Genomic DNA, 16,221 nt, shown 5'->3' with positions numbered 1-16,221 from the left:
CGGCGCCGGGAGAAGCCCTTGCCTTCGGTGGACATCAGGCCGTCGCTGCCTTCTCCGCCAGGCGTCCGAGCACGTCCTGCAGCGACTGGACGGTCGCGGAGAGCTTCTTGCCGTCGGAGGCCTTCAGCTCGGCAGTGTAGGCCTGGTAGCCGCCCAGGGCCGCGGGGTCCTTGTAGCCCTCGAGGTCGTCGGTCACCGCGGTGAACCGCTCGTCGATGGTCGCGACCAGCTCGGCGTCGATCTTCTCCAGCCCCGGACGGAGCGCGGCGTAGGCCTGCTGGGCACCCTCGACGTTGTTGGCGAAGTCGACCAGGTCGATGTGGCTGTAGGCCTCCTCCTCGCCGGTGATCTTGCCCGACTGGACCTCCTCGAGCAGCGCGGCGGCGCCGTTGGCGAGGTCCTCGGGCTTGAACTCCAGCGTCTTGCCCACCTCGGCGAGCTTGGTGACGTTGGTGACCAGGTCGGCGGCGTACGTCTTGGTCTGGTCGGTGATCTTCTTCGCCTCGAACAGGTCGCGCTCGACGGCGTGGAAGCCGCTCCATCCGACTGCCTCGTCGAGGTTGGAGGCGCGCATGTCGATCAGGTAGTCGAGGTTGCCCTTGTTGTCGGTCGGGTCGAAGCCGTCCATCACGAAGCCCTCGACGTCGGACTCGATCTTCTCGTAGAAGGGGCGGGCATCGGCGTAGGCCTTCTGCGCGGCGGCCACGTCGCCGGAGTCGACGGCCTTCTGGAGGTTCTCGACGCCGGTGATCATCGCGTCGAGCTGCGTGTTGACGTAGGTGGTGTAGTCCTTCGCGCCCGCGGCGAGCAGCTCGGCGGTGTCGCCGGTCGGGGCGGCGGCGGCCTCACCGGTCACCGTGAAGGGGATCCGCTCCTCGGCGGCGCCCGGGCAGTAGAACTCGTAGTCGCCACCACCGAGGGTCAGGGTGAAGGAGGCACCGGGGAGGCCGGGAGCGAGATTCTCCTTCTCGCCGAGGATCTTCTGGCCATCCATCAGCTCGACCTCGGTCACACCAGCGGCCGACTCGTTGGTGACCGTGAAGGTCACCGGCCCGGCGGCGGCGGTGTCGGTGTCGAGCTCGCAGGCGTCACCGGCGGAGCCGCTGACCAGCTTCACTGCGACCTGGCCGGCGCCCTTCTTCTTCGGCGAGGCCGAGTCGTCGGAGTCGCTGCCACAGGCAGCTAGCCCGGTGAGGCACAGCGCGGTGAGTGCTGCAACGGAGATCGCCTTACGCGACATGGGTGGTTCCTTCCACTGATGACTCCTGGCCCCGTTCGCGGCCGGGGTCGTTGACGGCTGGCGGTGGGGTGCCGCGGCCGGACCTGCGCAGGGACTGCCACAGCAGCAGCCCCGCGAGGACGATGAGGGCGACCGGCACCCAGTGCTTCCACAGCAGCCGGTCGTGGGCGGCCCGGTCCGCCTCGGCAATCTTCTCGGTCAGGTCCTTCGCGTAGGTCTCCTCGACCTGCAGCACGGCCCCGTCGACGGTGAAGGTGCGCGGTGAGGTCAGTCCGCCGGACTCGATGGTCAGCACGAGCTTGCCGGAGGTGCGTACGTCGACCAGACCATCGTCGCGGGTCAGCACCGTGTGGCGGGTGGTGTCGGTCCAGCGGGCCTCGTAGGGGCCTGGGGCGGTGTTGAGGTTGAGACCGACCGGGATCCGGTCGCCGGTGTAGGTCAGCAGGTCCTGGGCGGTGAGCGTGGCCGGCAGCTCCCCGGAGCCCTCCGCGTACCAGGCGGTGTCCGCGGTGCCGGTGTGATCGGACGGGTCGGCCAGCTCGATCTTCTCGCTGTCCGCGGTCAGGGTCGCCCGGTCGCCGGTGACGGCCAGCACCGCCGTACGTCCGTCCGCCAGCGGGGCCTCGCGAGGCACCTCGACGCTCGGCAGCGGCACGAGGAGGAAGAGGGCGGCCGCGCTGACGATCGCGACGACGGCGCCGCCGATCCGCAGCCGTCGGGCGAGCGCGGTTCCTGGCCGCAGGTGCGCGGGCAGGAGGAGCATCGCGAGCATCGGCACCAGGTAGGCGAACCAGCCGAGCACCTCGATCACCCGCGGGTCGGCGGGGATGCCGAGGATCCCGGTGATCAGTGCCGAGCGCACCGAGCCGTTGGGGATCAGCCCGGACAGGTCGACGGTGGCGCCCTGGCCGACGGTGACCCAGCCCGCCTCGTGCCCGGTGCGCAGCGCGAACATCACCAGACCTGCCGCCACGAAGACCAGAAACACGCCGGTGACCTGGAAGAACACCTTCAGGTTGAGCCGCAGGCCGCCGGCATAGATCCCCCAGCCGAGACCGATCGCGATCGCCAGCCCGAGCAGTGCGCCGAGGATCGCGGCGGGGGCGCTGGTGGCGTTCTGGATCGTCGCGAGCAGGAAGACCGAGGTCTCGAAGCCCTCGCGCAGCACGGCCAGGAAGCCCATCACCGCCATCGCGGCCAGCGTCCCCGTGGTCAGCGCGGCGGCGGCCGCCTGCTCGAGGTCACCCTTCAGCGTGCGGGCGTGGGTGTGCATCCAGCGGATCATCCCGGTCACGAAGACGATGGCGATCACGCCGATCACGCACTCGAGCATCTCCTGCTGCCGCTGCGGCAACGCCTGCTCGAGGAGCCGCAGCGCGACCCCGACGGCGATGCTCAACCCGATGCCGGCACCGACCCCGATCCACAGCCCGCGCAGCGGGGCGCCGTTACGGCGCAGGAAGGTGGCGATGATCGAGACGATCAGCGCCGCCTCGAGCCCCTCGCGCAGGCCGATGACGAACGTTGGCAGCATTCCCGCAGCGTAACCTTAGGCAAGGCTCACCTTGTAGCCCGGGACCGAGATTTGTCCCTGGTCAGATCGCGCAGCCGTCAGGCCCGCAGGCATCGCCGTCACCGACGATCGTGAGGGCCGGCTTCGTCTCGGCGTAGACCTTCTCCAGGAGCTGGCTGAACAGGTCGGTCGGCTGGGCGCCGGAGACGCCGTACTTCCCCTCCACGACGTAGAACGGCACCCCGGTCGCGCCGTAGGCGCGGGCCTGGTCGATGTCGGCCTGCACGTCGCCGGAGAACTCCTCGCCCGCGAGCACCTCGTCCACGCGGCCGGCGTCGAGACCGACGTTCACCGCGGCGTCCTTCAGGACGGCGTGGTCGCCCATCGACTCACCGCGGGTGAAGTACGCGGCGAGCAGCTCCTCCTTGAGCACGGCCTGCTTGCCCTCGGCCTTGGCCAGGTGGAGCAGCCGGTGGGCGTCGATGGTGCGCGCGTGCGGGGTGTCCTCGTGACGGAACTCCAGGCCGGCTGCAGCTGCGGGGACGTTCGCACGCTTCATCAGCTCACGGGCCTCGTCCACGGAGGCGCCGAACTTCTTCGCCAGGGCCTCGACGGTGGTCTCCACCGGCACCTGCGGCGCGGTCGGGTCGAGCTCGAAGGAGTGGTAGACGATCTCGACGTCGTCGCTGTGCTCGAAGCGCTCCAGGGCTTCCTCGAGGTGGCGCTTGCCGATGTAGCACCAGGGACAGACGACATCGGACCAGACATCAATACGCATGTGGCGAGAACGTTTCGTTCGGTACGAAACATTCCGCAGCGGACCGCTGTGCCTCATGAGCAGGGCCCCTGAGACGGTCTCAGGGGAGATCAGGGGAAGCGCCTAGAACCCACCAGGGATCCGCCAGGGATCTGCCCGAAGCGCCAGGGGCCCGAGTCGGACGAGGCTCGGAGCATGATCCAGATCGATGCCCTCTCCAAGAGGTACGGCAGGTTCACGGCCGTCGACAACGTGACCTTCACCGCCGAGCCCGGCCGGGTGACCGGCTTCCTCGGCCCCAACGGCGCCGGTAAGTCCACGACCATGCGCATCCTGGTCGGACTCACCGATCCGTCCTCCGGCAGCGCACACCTGCTCGGCCGTCACTTCTCCCAGCTGCCCAACCCCGGTCGCGAGGTCGGGGTGCTGCTGGACGCCTCGGCCCAGCACGGCGGGCGCACCGGCCGCGAGATCCTCACCCTGGCGGCCCGCACCATGGGGCTGGCGAAGTCCAGCGTCGCCGAGACTCTCGACCGGGTCAGCCTGACCGAGGAGGAGGCCGGGCGTCGGGTACGCAACTACTCCCTCGGGATGCGGCAGCGGCTCGGGATCGCGACGGCCCTGATCGGCGACCCCGAGGTGCTGATCCTCGACGAGCCGGCCAACGGCCTCGACCCGGCCGGCATCCGCTGGATGCGCGACCTGCTGCGCGGCTTCGCCGACGACGGCGGCACCGTGCTGCTCTCCTCGCACCTGCTGCACGAGATCGAGGTGATCGCCGACGACATCGTGGTCATCGGCAACGGCCGGATCGTGGCGCAGGGCACCAAGCAGGAGCTGCTCGCCAGCGGCGAGACGTACGCCCGTTCCAGTGATCCCACCTCACTCGGCCGGGCGCTCCAGCGGGTCGGCCACACCGCCGAGATCACCACCGAGGGGGCCGTCCTCAGCGACGCCGACCTCACCACCGTCGGCCAGGTCGCCTTCGACACCGGGCTCGTGCTGACCGAGCTCCGCGCCGCCGACGGTGCCGGGCTGGAGGAGATGTTCCTCCAGCTGACCGCCGAGACCCAGCGCGACCACCTCGAGACCCCGGAAGGGCTGCACTCATCGAAAGGAAAGGCAGCATGAGCACCACGACCCTCGCCCCTGAACCGGCCACCCCGGCCGGACGCAACCCCGAGGCGGTACGCCGCCGCGAGCGGGCCGTGCCCGCCCCGATCCCCTTCGGCCGGATCGCCGGCATCGAGCTGCGCAAGATGTTCGACACCCGCTCGGGGTTCTGGCTGATGGCCAGCCTGGTCGTGCTCTCGCTGGCCGCGACCGCGGTGACGATCATCTTCGTCGACGCCGACAACCTCGACTACGAGGGCTTCGCCAGCGCCTGGGGAATGCCGATGTCGGTGGTCCTGCCGATGATCGCGGTGCTGGCGGTCACCAGCGAATGGAGCGCCCGCAGCGCCCTGACCACCTTCACCCTGGTGCCTGGCCGCGGGCGCGTCATCGCCGCGAAGGCGCTCGTCACCGCCGTGATCGGCGTCGTCGCCATCGCGGTCGCGGCGGCCGTCGGAGCGCTCGGCTACCTCGGTGTGGCGGCCGTCATGGACCTCGACCCGGTGTGGAACATCTCCTTCACCGAGCTCGCCCAGGTGACCCTGGCCAGCGAGATCGGCATGTTCATGGGCTTCATGCTCGGCACGATCTTCCGCAGCTCGCCGGCCGCGATCGTGGCGTACTTCGTCTACGCCCTCGTCCTGCCCGGCGTCTCCTCGGCTCTGGCCTCGACCAACACCTGGTGGGCCGAGCACGCCACCTGGTTCGACCTCAACTGGGCGACCATGAACCTCTACTCCGAGATGACCGACAAGATGTGGGCCCAGCTGGCCGTCGCCGGCCTGATCTGGCTCGTGATCCCGATGCTGGTGGGCCTCCGTCTCGTCCTCAGGTCCGAGGTCAAGTAAATCGCCGAGTCGGCGCATCCTAACCACAAAACCAGCCGAGTCGGCGCGTTAGAACGCGCCGACTCGGCGTGGTTTTCGGTCAGCGGGCGGCGCTGCCCTCGGTGTAGTCGTCGTCGGACTGGCTCCACGAGAAGTGGGCGCGGAGGGTCTTGCCGGTGGCCTCGATCGGGTGACCGGCCTCCTCCTCGCGCAGCTTCTTGAACTCGGCCGCACCGTTGTCCTGGTCGGCGATGAAACGGGCGGCGAAGGAGCCGTCCTGGATCTCGGCGAGGATCTGCTGCATCGTCTCCTTGACGGCGGGGGCGATGACGCGCGGGCCGGAGACGTAGTCGCCGTACTCAGCGGTGTCGGAGATCGACCAGCGCTGCTTGGCGATGCCGCCCTCCCACATCAGGTCCACGATGAGCTTGAGCTCGTGAAGCACCTCGAAGTAGGCGATCTCGGGCTGGTAGCCGGCCTCGGTCAGCGTCTCGAACCCGGCCTGGACCAGGTGGGACACGCCGCCGCAGAGCACGGCCTGCTCGCCGAAGAGGTCGGTCTCGGTCTCCTCGGTGAAGGTCGTCTTGATGACACCGGCGCGGGTGCCACCGATGCCCTTGGCGTACGACTTCGCGAGGTCCCACGCGGAGCCGGAGGCGTCCTGCTCGACGGCGATGATGTCCGGGATGCCCCGGCCGGCGACGTACTCACGACGGACGGTGTGGCCCGGGGCCTTCGGGGCGACCAGGATCACGTCGACGCCCTCGGGCGCCTTGATGTAGCCGAAGCGCACGTTGAAGCCGTGGCCGAACACGAGGGTCTTGCCGGCGGTCACGTGGGGCGCGAGCTGGTCGTTGTAGAGACCACGCTGGTGCTGGTCGGGGGCGAGGATGACGATCACGTCGGCCTCGGCGGCGGCGTCGGCCGGCGCGAGGACCTTGAAGCCCTCCTCCTCGGCCTTGGGGGTCGACTTCGAACCGGGCTGCAGGCCGATGCGCACGTCCACACCGGAGTCACGCAGGTTGAGCGCGTGGGCGTGGCCCTGGCTGCCGTAGCCGATGACGGCGACCTTCTTCGCCTGGATCAGCGAGAGGTCGGCGTCGTCGTCGTAGAAAATCTCAGCCACGAGGGCTTCTCCTTAGAGGTTGTGTTTGTTGGGGTTCAGACCGCGGAAGGCGGAGCCGGCACAGCCACGGATCGCAGGCTGCGCTCGGAGATCGACCGGGAGCCACGGCCCATGCCGACCATGCCGGACTGGGAGAGCTCACGGATACCGAAGGGTTCGATGACCCGGAGGAAGTCGTTGAGCTTCCCGGTGTTGCCGGCCAGCTGGACGATGACGGTGTCGGTGGACACGTCGACGACCTTGGCCCGGAAGAGCTGGATGGTGTCGAGCACCTGGCTGCGGGTCTCCGTGGTGGCGGTGATCTTGACCAGCATGAGGGCGCGCTGGACGCGCGTCTCGGGCTCGAGCTCGACGATCTTGATCACCTCGACCAGCTTGTTGAGCTGCTTGGTGACCTGCTCGAGGGGGGTGTTCTCGAGATTGACCACGACCGTCATGCGGGAGAGCTCGTCGTGCTCGGTCGGCCCCACCGCGAGAGATTCGATGTTGAAGCCGCGGCGCGAGAAGAGCGCGGCCACACGGGCCAGGACGCCGGGCTTGTTCTCGACCAGGACGCTCAGCGTGTGCTTGCCGCCGGTCTTCACGGGCTGGATGCTCATCACAGGTCGTCCTCGTCGAACTCGGGCGCGAGGTCGCGCGCGTACTGGATCTCGTCGTTGGAGGAGCCGGCGGCGATCATCGGCCACACCATGGCGTCCTTGTTGACCCGGAAGTCGACGACGACGGGCATGTCGTTGATCTCCATGGCCTTCTCGATGGTCGCGTCGACGTCCTCGGCGGAGTCGCAGGCCAGGCCGACGCAGCCCATGGCCTCGGCCAGCTTGGGGAAGTCGGGGATGCGCTTGGGCTGGCCGTGGGACTGCAGGTTGGTGTTGGAGTAGCGCTCACCGTAGAAGAGCGTCTGCCACTGGCGCACCATGCCGAGGTTGTCGTTGTTGATGATCGCGACCTTGATCGGGATGCCCTCGATCGCGCAGGTGGCCAGCTCCTGGTTGGTCATCTGGAAGCAGCCGTCGCCGTCGATCGACCACACCGTGGAGTCCGGGCAGCCGACCTTCGCGCCCATCGCGGCCGGGACGGAGTAGCCCATCGTGCCGAGGCCACCGGAGTTGATCCAGGTGTTGGGGTGCTCGTAGCCGATGAACTGCGCGGCCCACATCTGGTGCTGGCCGACGCCGGCGGTGAAGATCGTGTCCTCGCAGGAGATCTTGCCGAGCCGCTCGATGACGTACTGCGGTGAGAGACCGTCCTCGGGGATGTCGTAGCCGAGCGGGTAGGACTTCTTGATCCCGGCCACGAACGCGACCCAGCCCTCGTAGTCGCCCTCCTTGCCGGCCTCCTTCTCAGCGGTCAGCACCGCGATCAGGTCGGTCAGGACCTCACGCACATCGCCCACGATCGGGACGTCGGTGTAGCGGTTCTTGCCGATCTCGGCCGGGTCGATGTCGGCGTGGATCACCTTCGCGTGAGGCGCGAAGGAGTCCAGGTTGCCGGTGACGCGGTCGTCGAAGCGGGCACCGAGGCTGATCAGCAGGTCGGACTTCTGCAGCCCCGCGTTGGCGGCGACCGTGCCGTGCATGCCCGGCATGCCGAGGTGCTGCGGGTGGGAGTCGGGGAAGGCGCCGCGCGCCATCAGGGTGGTCACCACCGGGATCCCGGTGAGCGTGGCCAGCGCCAGGAGCTCGCGGTGGGCGCCGGAGCGGATCGTGCCGCCACCGACGTACAGGACCGGCTTCTTGGCCTCCAGCATCAGGCGCGCCGCCTCGCGGATCTGCTTGGCGTGCGGCCTGGTCACCGGGCGGTAGCCCGGCAGGTGGAGCTCGGTCGGCCACCGGTAGGTGGTGGTGGCCTGCAACGCCGACTTGGTGACGTCGACGAGGACCGGACCCGGCCTCCCGGAGGAGGCGAGGTGGAAGGCCTCAGCGACCCGCAGCGGGATCTCCGCCGGGTCGGTGATGAGGAAGCTGTGCTTGGTGACCGGCATCGTGATGCCGCGGATGTCCGCCTCCTGGAAGGCGTCGGTGCCGATCATCGCCGCGCCGACCTGGCCGGTGATGGCCACCATCGGCACGGAGTCCATGTTGGCGTCGGCGAGCGGGGTGACCAGGTTGGTCGCGCCCGGGCCGCTGGTGGCCATGCAGACCCCGACCTTGCCGGTCGCGGCGGCGTAGCCCTGGGCCGCGTGGCCGGCGCCCTGCTCGTGACGTACGAGGATGTGGCGGATCTTCGAGTCCATCAGCGGGTCGTACGCCGGAAGGATCGCTCCTCCCGGAATGCCGAAGATGTTCTCGGCACCCGCTGCTTCCAGCGACTTGATCAGGCTCTGTGCGCCTGTCATCTGCTCGCTCATGTCCGCCGTCCTACTCATCGGAGCTTCTACTCATGGGCTGTACTCGGTTGTCTGGCTTGGGCTGCTCGTGCAACAAAAAACCCTCCGGCCCGGCGGGCAACGGAGGGAGACGCGTCGTCTGGGGCCAGTGGCTCCTAGGCGACGCGCCTGATAAGTACGAGAATGCTGTTCAGCATGCCCACACGTTAACCCCATGTGTCCCGCCGTGTCACCTCACCCTATCGCGCGTCCCATGATCTGAGATCACCGTCCCAGTATCTGTCAGTCGCTCGGTTGGATCTCAGGGTTCTCACCGAGGCGGCCGGCCCGCGGGGATCGCTAACCTGGACGTACGAAGTGGTTCTCGGGTCCGTCCTGTGGAGGCGACGATGTCGACCGACGAGAAGCACAGATCCGCGTGGCTGCCGCCCCGCTGGTTCATCCGCGCCGCGTGGTGGTTCCACCGCCGGCTGTACGCCGCGGGCGGAGCGCGATTCCTGCGCCGCCCGACCGCCGAGCGGGCCGGCATGCTCCGGCTGACCACGACCGGGCGCCGCACCGGACAGGAGCGCTCGGTGATCGTGTCCTACGTCCCCGACGGATCGAGCTACGTCACGCTGGCGATGAACGGCTGGGCCGACCCGCCGCCCGCCTGGTGGCTCAACCTGCTGGCGAATCCCGACGCCGTCGCCGAGACGGTCGAGGAGGGCACGCAGCGGGTGCACGCCCGCGAGGCGACCGGCCCTGACCGGGAGCGGCTGTGGGAGCTGCTCGCGGCCAGCGACGACGGGTGGGGCGAGCTGGACGACTACGCCGTCCGGCGCTCGCACCCCACTCCGGTCGTGGTCCTCGAGCTCTCAGACCAGGCCGAGCCGCTCGCGCAGGAAGGTCCAGGCGAAGGCGGACAGGTGAGCTGACTGGGCGTTGTTGGCGGCACCGCCGTGGCCGCCCTCGATGTTCTCGTAGTAGGTGACGTCCTTGCCCGTGGCCGCCAGGAGCGCGGCCATCTTGCGGGCGTGGCCGGGGTGGACGCGGTCGTCCTTGGTCGAGGTGGTGAGCAGGACGGGCGGGTAGGTCGTGGCATCGTCGAGCAGGTGGTAGGGCGAGAACGTCCGGATGTACTCCCACTCCTCCGGCACGTCCGGGTCGCCGTACTCGGCCATCCAGCTCGCCCCGGCGAGGAGGTGCGAGTAGCGCTTCATGTCCAGCAGCGGCACCTGGATCACGACCGCGCCGAACAGCTCGGGGTAGAGGGTGAGCATGTTGCCGGTCAGCAGCCCGCCGTTGGAGCCGCCCTGGATCCCGAGGTGGCTCGCGTCGGTCACCCCGGTCTCGACCAGGTGGCGGGCGACCGCGGCGAAGTCCTCGTAGGCCTTGTGCCGGTTCTCCTTCAGCGCCGCCTGGTGCCAGGCCGGGCCGTACTCCCCTCCCCCGCGGATGTTGGCGACGACGTAGACGCCACCCTCGCTCAGCCACGTGCGGCCGACGCCGGCGGAGTAGCCCGGGGTCATCGGGATCTCGAAGCCGCCGTAGCCGTAGAGCAGCGTCGGCGCCGGGCCGTTCGCGCTGCCGTCGAGGGCGGTCTCGGCGCCGACGATGAAGTAGGGGATCCGGGTCCCGTCCGCCGACGTCGCGAAGCGCTGCTCGGCGCGAAGTCCGTCGGTGTCGAACCAGGACGGCGCCGACTTGAGCGGCTCGATCGTCGCGGCACCGATGGTCGTCAGTCCGTACGTCGCCGGGGTCAGGTAGCCGCTGGTGACGACCCAGACCTCGTCGGACTCGACCGCGTCGACGGCACGGGTGCCGACCGCGGCCACCGGGTCGGTCGCGGGGAAGTCGGAGCGCGTCCACTCCCCCGCAGCCGACGGAGTGAGCACGTGCAGCCGGTTCTTGACGTCCTCGAACACGTTGAGGACAAGGTGGTTGCGGGTCCAGGTCGCCCCGGCGAGCGAGGTCTTCGCGGTGGGCTCGAAGAGCACGGTGAGGTCGCGCTCACCGGCCAGGAACCGCTCCGCGTCGCTCGCGAGCAGCGAGCCGGCGGCGTACGTCGTGCCCGCGACGGTCCACTCGTCGCGGAGTTCGATGACCAGCCACTCGCGGTGGAAGCCGGCCTCGGCGGAGTCCGGGATGTCGAGCTTGGTGAGGGTCTGCTCGGGGGTGCCGGGGTCCGTGGCGACGTACGTCTCGGACTTGTAGAACGCGATCGAGCGGCTGACCAGGTCACGCTCGAAGCCGGGCGTGTGGATGCGGCGGGCGGAGATGTACATGTCCTCGTCGGTGCCCTCGTAGACCACCGCCGCGTCCTCGAACGGGGTGCCCCGGCGCCACAGCTTCACGATCCGCGGGTAGCCGCTCGGGGTCAGCGATCCCGGCCCGAAGTCGGTGAAGACGTAGACCGCGTCGGGGCCGCACCAGGAGAGCGCGCCCTTGGCGCCGCCCTGCTCGACGGCACGGGTGAAGCCACCGTCCTCCGGCGTCACGAACGCCTTCGTCACCAGGTCGAACTCCCGGGTCACATCGGCGTCCGAGCCGCCCGGGGAGAGGTCGACGAGCACCTTGCGCCACGGCTCGCCCGGCTCGGGCCGAAGCACCGAGGCGCCGTGCCAGACCCAGCTCTGGTCCTCCTCCGCGGCGAGCGCGTCGAGGTCGAGCAGGAGCTCCCACTCGGGGTCGTCGGTGCGGTAGGAGTCCGGCGTGGTGCGCCGCCAGATGCCGCGCTCGTGGTCGGCGTCGCGCCAGAAGTTGTAGAGATGCTCGCCGAGGAGCGAGACCTCGGGCACCCGGACGTCGGAGTCGAGCACCTCGAGGATCTGCGCCTCGATCTTGGCGAAGACGGGATCGGCACCGACGCCCGCGTGAGCCTCCTCGTTGCGGGCCCGCACCCACGCCAGCGCCTCGACCCCCTCGACCTCCTCCAGCCAACCGAACGGGTCGTTCGCACTCGGGTCCAGCGGGGTCGTGATGCTCGGCTCGGAGGTCATGCGGGAAGGCTACTTCGCGGTGTGCAAGTTGCAGCCGACAGGCACAATTGCGTCATGAGTGACGCGGAGGGGTCGTCGAAGGGTCTGCCGCGGCGAGCGGCGACGCGGACGGCGAAGCTGGCCGCGCTGCCGATGGGGTACGCCGGGCGCAAGGCGCTCGGGCTCGGGAAACGGATCGGGGGCAAGCCCGCCGAGGCGGTGCTGGCCGATGTGCACCAGCGTACGGCCGACCAGCTGTTCCGCACCCTGGGCGAGCTCAAGGGCGGCGCGATGAAGTTCGGGCAGATGCTCTCGGTGATGGAGGCGGCGCTGCCGGAGTCGCAGGCGGCCCACTACCGTGCCCAGCTCACCCGGCTCCAGGACTCCGCTCCGCCGATGCCGACCGGGATCGTACGCGGCCTGCTGGCCCGGGATCTCGGACCTGATTGGTCCGAGCAGCTGGTCGAGCTCTCCGACGAGCCGGCCGCCTCGGCCTCGATCGGGCAGGTCCACCGCGGCCGGTGGGCCGATGGGCGCGACGTCGCAGTGAAGGTGCAGTACCCGGGTGCCGACGAGGCGCTGCGCGCCGACCTGCGCCAGATCGGCCGGGTCGCGGCGATCGGCAACGCGGTGGTTCCCGGGATGGACGTCAAGGCACTGGTCGCGGAACTGCAGGCGCGGGTGGTCGAGGAGCTCGACTACCCGAAGGAGGCCGAGGCCCAGCACGTCTTCGCGGTGGCGTACGCCGACCATCCCCTCATCGACGTCCCCGACGTCGTCGCCGTGGGACCCTCGGTGCTCGTCACCGAGTGGGTGGAGTCGGAGGGCTCGATCGCGAAGGTGATCGCCGAGGGCACGCCCGAGGAACGCGACCACTACGGCGAGCTGCTCGCCCGGTTCTGGTTCTCCGCACCCGGGTTGACCGGGATGCTCCACGCCGACCCGCACCCGGGCAACTTCCGGGTCCTTCCCGACGGCCGCATGGCCGTGCTCGACTTCGGGCTCGCCGCGCGACTCCCGGAACGGGGCTTCCCCGAGCCGATGGGGCGGCTGATCCGGATCGCCGCGACCGGCGACGCCGATGCACTGGTCGCGGGCCTGCGCGACGTGGGCTTCATCCGCGAGGGGATCAAGGTCGAGCCGCAGCACGTGCTCGACTACCTGGCGCCGTTCGTGACCCCGGCGCTGGAGGAGCGCTTCCGGTTCACCCGGGAGTGGATGCGGGAGGAGTTCAAGCGGATCAACGATCCCAAGGATCCCGCCTACACGGTCGGCCTCAAGCTCAACCTGCCGCCGTCCTACCTGCTCATCCACCGGGTCTGGCTCGGTGGTCTCGGGGTGCTGGCGCAGCTCAACGCGGAAGCGCCGTTCCGGGAGATCCTCGAGGAGTATCTGCCCGGGTTCGCGGGCTGAGGGTCCGCCGGGTCAGGGCAGCACTGTCTGCCCGACCGGGCCGGGGTTGTAGGCGATCTCCCAGCGGACGCCGTCGGGGTCCGCGAAGTAGCCGGTGTAGCCGCCCCAGACCCGCTCCTCGGCGGCCGGGGCCTCGCACCCGAGCGACCGGGCGAGCTCCAGGACTGCGTCGACCTCCGCGCGGGTGGCGACGTTGTGGGCGAGGGTGAACGGCGCCAGGCCGTCGCCGCCGGACGCGATCCGGCCGACTTCCTCCTCGAACTCGCGCCGGTCCCACAGCGAGAGGATGACGTGCTCGCCGACGCGGATCATGAGCACTCCCTCGGCCTCGATCTCGGGGGTCCAGCCGAGGCCGTCGACATAGAACGACCGGCTCGCCGCCACGTCGGCGACGGCCAGGGTGACGAAGCTGATGCGCTGGTCCATGACAGTCACCCTGCCACGGACCAGCGGGAGTGTCAGTCGCCCTTGGCCGGGCCCGGCTTCTCACGCAGGACGTCGCGACGAGCGCGATACTCGTTCTCGTCGATCTCGCCGGCGGCGTACCTCTCGGCCAAGCGTGCCTCACCCGCGCGCCGCGGTGCCTCGGCCACCCGCTTGCGGTTGTAGAGGACGACCGCGGTGATGATCGCTGCGATCACCAGGAACCACAGGATCGGGAAGATCGGCCAGAACGCCGGCGGCCCTCCCCCGTCCTGCCATGGTCCGTTCTCGCGCCACGGACCCCAGTGGTCGTCGGCCACCACGGTGGCCACCGTCTCGTTGATGCTCATTGCTCGTGTCCAATCTGTCGGGCTTGCCTATGCCCTCAGACTGCTGCCCACGAGCCGCCGGCACATCGGCTCAGGAGCGGGGGCCGCGTACGCAATCGTGCGTACGCAGCCCCTAGCCGATCCGGAGCCGGCTGAGCTGGCGCCCCTGCTCGTCGAAGTTCGCCGGGTCGAGCCAGCGCTCGTGGCTCTCCCGGACCTTGGTCCACTCCTCCGCGGTCACCGAGAACCAGTCGGTGTCCCGGTTGCGGCCCTTGACGACCATGTGGTTGCGGAATCTGCCCTCATAGCTGAACCCGAGCCGCTCCGCGGCCCGCCGGGACGGCTCGTTGAGCGAGTCGAGCTTCCACTCGAAGCGCCGGTAGCCCAGCGTGTCGAACGCGTGCCGCATGAGCAGGTGGATGGCCTCGGTCGCCGCCCGGGTGCGAGCCAGCGCGGAGCCGAAGAGCACCCCGCCCACCTCGATGCTCCCGTTCCTCGGGTTGATCGCGTGGTAGCCCGCTACCCCGCTCGCCCGGCCCTCCCGCTCCCCGTCCTTCGGGATGAATGCGAACGGCACGACGTCGGCCGCGTCGACCAGACCCGCCAAGTGCATCCACAGGTCCTGCAGCGAGGTCGGCATCGTGATCGGCCGGTAGGTCCACAGGTCGGCGTCCTCGGGGCCGCAGACCGCGGCGTAGAGGTCCGAGTACTGCGCCGAGGAGAGCGGCGCGACCCGGACGTAGCGCCCCTCCAGAGTCACCGGCTCGGGCCACGGCCGCGTCTCCCAGCTCTCGACGACATCACCCACGGGATACAAGAAGTTCGTCACGGTCGTCATTCTCGCCGACCGACGCCAGCGAGCGCCGGGCGCCGCCGAGGGCGAGCATCCCGACCAGGCAGCCCAGGAGCAGTACCCCGGCGAGGACCATCACAGACTCCACCGCGAACCTGTCCGCGAGCGGCCCGAAGACGATCATCGAGACGGGCATCGCCACCGACATCACGATCCCGTAGAACCCGAACACCCGGCCGCGCATCGCGTCCTCGACCTGCTCCTGCAGGACGGTCGCAGCGGGGACCAGCAGCGTCTGGAAGAGGATGCAGATCACCAGGCCGGCGACCGAGAACACCCAGAAGTCGCCCGAGACACCCAGCCCGATGACGAGCACCCCGACTCCGACCGAGGCCGCCACCATCAGCCGCACCCGACGCTTCACCCGGGGCCCGAAGACGGCCATCAGCGCGCCGCCGAGGACCATCCCGACGCTCCAGAACAGCTCGTTGACGCTCAGCATCCAGACCTCGTCGCCGAAGCTGCGCGTGATCATCAGCGGCGTGAGGTGCGCCGGCGCGCCGGCCATGAACATGACGACGGCCACGAGCCCCATCACCCAGCGCACCGAGGGGTTCCCCTTGACGTACCGGACACCGGCGAGGAGATCACCGAAGTAGCTGATCGGTCCTGACGAGCCCGTCGAGCGAACCGTGCGCGCGACGGGAAACAGAAGCAGCAGGAGTACGCCGGCCACGGCCGTCACCACATCGATGAAGAAGACCGCGACGATGCCGGTGCTCGCGTAGACCGCGGCCGCCACTGCGGGCGCGAACAGCATCATCCCCGACTGGATCGTCTGCTGCGCCCCGTTGACCCGCATCAGGTGCTCGGCCGGGACGATCTGCGGGAGCATGGCGTTGGCCGCGGGGCCCTGGATCCCGGCCAGCGCCGAGCGGACCGCCATCGCGACGAAGATCATCCACAGGTCGCCGACCCCGCTCAGCATCAGCAGCGCGAGCACCAGGGTCGCCACCGCGATCGCCGAGTCGGCGCCGATGATCAACAGCTTGCGCGAGTGCCGGTCGGCCCAGACACCGCCGAAGACCGACACCACCGCCTGCGGCAGCATCCCGGCCGCCACGCTCAGGGTCAGCACCGCGGCCGACCCGGTCTCGACGGTGAGATGCCACATCACCGCGTACCCGACGATCATCGACCCCAACGACGACACCGTCTGGCCGCCGAGGAACACCAGCAGGTTCCGCTTCCATCGATCCGACTTCTGATCCGACATCGCAACCACTCCCACACCCCGGTGGGCCGCCCGTTGTGGGGCCCCTCACCCCTCCCACGAACGAAGCCACCCGAATCCGACAGGTTGTGAAGCTGAGAGTGGCCTATAGGTCACTCTCAGCT

General features: G+C 69.5%; 15 protein-coding genes. 4 read left to right on the top strand and 11 right to left on the bottom strand.

Features of this window, described 5'->3' with window-relative positions; translation table 11 throughout:
* Nucleotides 1-34: 34 nt before the first annotated feature.
* The 3 genes from efeO to ACFU7D_RS22850 all read right to left on the bottom strand — a co-directional run bounded on the left by efeO (nucleotide 35) and on the right by ACFU7D_RS22850 (nucleotide 3,531).
* Entirely contained in the window at nucleotides 35-1,240 is a 1,206-nt protein-coding gene (gene efeO / locus ACFU7D_RS22860) for an iron uptake system protein EfeO (protein ID WP_378729344.1), read from the bottom strand.
* Nucleotides 1,230-2,774 carry an iron uptake transporter permease EfeU gene (efeU, locus tag ACFU7D_RS22855; protein WP_378871554.1) on the bottom strand — a complete coding sequence of 515 codons (1,545 nt, stop codon included), beginning with the start codon at nucleotides 2,772-2,774 and terminating at the stop codon, nucleotides 1,230-1,232. Before efeU ends, efeO begins: the two co-directional genes overlap by 11 nt.
* A 61-nt stretch (nucleotides 2,775-2,835) precedes the next feature.
* On the bottom strand, nucleotides 2,836-3,531 hold the full coding sequence (locus tag ACFU7D_RS22850; RefSeq protein ID WP_378871551.1) for a DsbA family oxidoreductase: 696 nt from the start codon (nucleotides 3,529-3,531) through the stop codon (nucleotides 2,836-2,838).
* A gap of 174 nt (nucleotides 3,532-3,705) precedes the next feature.
* Between ACFU7D_RS22850 and ACFU7D_RS22845 the strand changes: the two genes are divergently transcribed.
* Together ACFU7D_RS22845 and ACFU7D_RS22840 are read left to right on the top strand one after the other, a co-directional pair.
* Complete coding sequence (locus ACFU7D_RS22845) at nucleotides 3,706-4,641, top strand: ABC transporter ATP-binding protein (RefSeq protein ID WP_378871548.1); 936 nt, start codon at nucleotides 3,706-3,708, stop codon at nucleotides 4,639-4,641.
* Nucleotides 4,638-5,471 (top strand): ABC transporter permease, encoded by an 834-nt coding sequence (locus ACFU7D_RS22840; protein ID WP_378729340.1) that lies wholly within the window; start codon nucleotides 4,638-4,640, stop codon nucleotides 5,469-5,471. The genes ACFU7D_RS22845 and ACFU7D_RS22840 overlap by 4 nt, the downstream gene beginning before the upstream one ends.
* 79 nt (nucleotides 5,472-5,550) lie before the next feature.
* On the opposite strand, the gene ilvC is transcribed toward ACFU7D_RS22840, so the two are convergent.
* From ilvC to ACFU7D_RS22825, 3 genes are read right to left on the bottom strand one after another with little or no spacing between them, the layout of a single operon-like run.
* A complete protein-coding gene (gene ilvC / locus ACFU7D_RS22835; RefSeq protein WP_378729339.1) occupies nucleotides 5,551-6,576 on the bottom strand; it encodes a ketol-acid reductoisomerase in 1,026 nt (341 codons plus the stop codon).
* 35 nt (nucleotides 6,577-6,611) lie between these two features.
* Nucleotides 6,612-7,175: an acetolactate synthase small subunit gene (ilvN, locus tag ACFU7D_RS22830; protein WP_141792540.1), complete on the bottom strand. Its 564-nt coding sequence runs from the start codon at nucleotides 7,173-7,175 to the stop codon at nucleotides 6,612-6,614.
* Nucleotides 7,175-8,926 (bottom strand): acetolactate synthase large subunit, encoded by a 1,752-nt coding sequence (locus ACFU7D_RS22825; protein ID WP_378871545.1) that lies wholly within the window; start codon nucleotides 8,924-8,926, stop codon nucleotides 7,175-7,177. Before ACFU7D_RS22825 ends, ilvN begins: the two co-directional genes overlap by 1 nt.
* Before the next feature lie 368 nt (nucleotides 8,927-9,294).
* On the opposite strand from ACFU7D_RS22825, the gene ACFU7D_RS22820 reads away from it, so the two are divergent.
* Nucleotides 9,295-9,822, top strand: a complete 528-nt coding sequence (locus ACFU7D_RS22820; RefSeq protein ID WP_378871542.1) for a nitroreductase/quinone reductase family protein — start codon at nucleotides 9,295-9,297, stop codon at nucleotides 9,820-9,822.
* Here the strand turns inward: ACFU7D_RS22820 and ACFU7D_RS22815 are convergent.
* Nucleotides 9,763-11,886, bottom strand: a complete 2,124-nt coding sequence (locus ACFU7D_RS22815) for a prolyl oligopeptidase family protein (RefSeq protein ID WP_378871539.1) — start codon at nucleotides 11,884-11,886, stop codon at nucleotides 9,763-9,765. The two genes, ACFU7D_RS22820 and ACFU7D_RS22815, sit on opposite strands and share 60 nt — an antisense overlap.
* A gap of 54 nt (nucleotides 11,887-11,940) precedes the next feature.
* Between ACFU7D_RS22815 and ACFU7D_RS22810 the strand changes: the two genes are divergently transcribed.
* On the top strand, nucleotides 11,941-13,278 hold the full coding sequence (locus ACFU7D_RS22810) for an ABC1 kinase family protein (RefSeq protein WP_378871537.1): 1,338 nt from the start codon (nucleotides 11,941-11,943) through the stop codon (nucleotides 13,276-13,278).
* Nucleotides 13,279-13,290: 12 nt separating this feature from the next.
* On the opposite strand, the gene ACFU7D_RS22805 is transcribed toward ACFU7D_RS22810, so the two are convergent.
* From ACFU7D_RS22805 to ACFU7D_RS22790, 4 genes are all read right to left on the bottom strand, one after another.
* Nucleotides 13,291-13,704 (bottom strand): VOC family protein, encoded by a 414-nt coding sequence (locus ACFU7D_RS22805; protein ID WP_378871534.1) that lies wholly within the window; start codon nucleotides 13,702-13,704, stop codon nucleotides 13,291-13,293.
* Nucleotides 13,705-13,736: 32 nt separating this feature from the next.
* Complete coding sequence (locus ACFU7D_RS22800) at nucleotides 13,737-14,051, bottom strand: SHOCT domain-containing protein (RefSeq protein ID WP_378729333.1); 315 nt, start codon at nucleotides 14,049-14,051, stop codon at nucleotides 13,737-13,739.
* 112 nt (nucleotides 14,052-14,163) lie between these two features.
* Nucleotides 14,164-14,859, bottom strand: a complete 696-nt coding sequence (locus tag ACFU7D_RS22795) for a GNAT family N-acetyltransferase (protein ID WP_378871531.1) — start codon at nucleotides 14,857-14,859, stop codon at nucleotides 14,164-14,166.
* Nucleotides 14,831-16,099: an MFS transporter gene (locus tag ACFU7D_RS22790; protein ID WP_378871528.1), complete on the bottom strand. Its 1,269-nt coding sequence runs from the start codon at nucleotides 16,097-16,099 to the stop codon at nucleotides 14,831-14,833. Before ACFU7D_RS22790 ends, ACFU7D_RS22795 begins: the two co-directional genes overlap by 29 nt.
* Nucleotides 16,100-16,221 lie beyond the last annotated feature (122 nt).

It is taken from the genome of Nocardioides sp. NPDC057577 (assembly GCF_042801335.1).
GTDB lineage: Bacteria > Actinomycetota > Actinomycetes > Propionibacteriales > Nocardioidaceae > Nocardioides.
The sequence above is the reverse complement of the archived record's forward strand: the minus strand, read 5'-3'. Positions and strand labels throughout refer to the sequence as shown.

What these genes read in the sequence shown, in the direction of transcription:
- ACFU7D_RS22800 (WP_378729333.1), bottom strand. Translation starts at nt 14,051, where the DNA reads ATGAGCATCAACGAGACGGTGGCCACCGTGGTGGCCGACGACCACTGG.
- ACFU7D_RS22790 (WP_378871528.1), bottom strand. Translation starts at nt 16,099, where the DNA reads ATGTCGGATCAGAAGTCGGATCGATGGAAGCGGAACCTGCTGGTGTTC.
- ACFU7D_RS22820 (WP_378871542.1), top strand. Translation starts at nt 9,295, where the DNA reads ATGTCGACCGACGAGAAGCACAGATCCGCGTGGCTGCCGCCCCGCTGG.
- efeU (WP_378871554.1), bottom strand. Translation starts at nt 2,774, where the DNA reads ATGCTGCCAACGTTCGTCATCGGCCTGCGCGAGGGGCTCGAGGCGGCG.
- ACFU7D_RS22845 (WP_378871548.1), top strand. Translation starts at nt 3,706, where the DNA reads ATGATCCAGATCGATGCCCTCTCCAAGAGGTACGGCAGGTTCACGGCC.
- efeO (WP_378729344.1), bottom strand. Translation starts at nt 1,240, where the DNA reads ATGTCGCGTAAGGCGATCTCCGTTGCAGCACTCACCGCGCTGTGCCTC.
- ACFU7D_RS22840 (WP_378729340.1), top strand. Translation starts at nt 4,638, where the DNA reads ATGAGCACCACGACCCTCGCCCCTGAACCGGCCACCCCGGCCGGACGC.
- ilvN (WP_141792540.1), bottom strand. Translation starts at nt 7,175, where the DNA reads ATGAGCATCCAGCCCGTGAAGACCGGCGGCAAGCACACGCTGAGCGTC.
- ACFU7D_RS22805 (WP_378871534.1), bottom strand. Translation starts at nt 13,704, where the DNA reads ATGGACCAGCGCATCAGCTTCGTCACCCTGGCCGTCGCCGACGTGGCG.
- ACFU7D_RS22815 (WP_378871539.1), bottom strand. Translation starts at nt 11,886, where the DNA reads ATGACCTCCGAGCCGAGCATCACGACCCCGCTGGACCCGAGTGCGAAC.
- ACFU7D_RS22810 (WP_378871537.1), top strand. Translation starts at nt 11,941, where the DNA reads ATGAGTGACGCGGAGGGGTCGTCGAAGGGTCTGCCGCGGCGAGCGGCG.
- ACFU7D_RS22850 (WP_378871551.1), bottom strand. Translation starts at nt 3,531, where the DNA reads ATGCGTATTGATGTCTGGTCCGATGTCGTCTGTCCCTGGTGCTACATC.
- ACFU7D_RS22825 (WP_378871545.1), bottom strand. Translation starts at nt 8,926, where the DNA reads ATGAGCGAGCAGATGACAGGCGCACAGAGCCTGATCAAGTCGCTGGAA.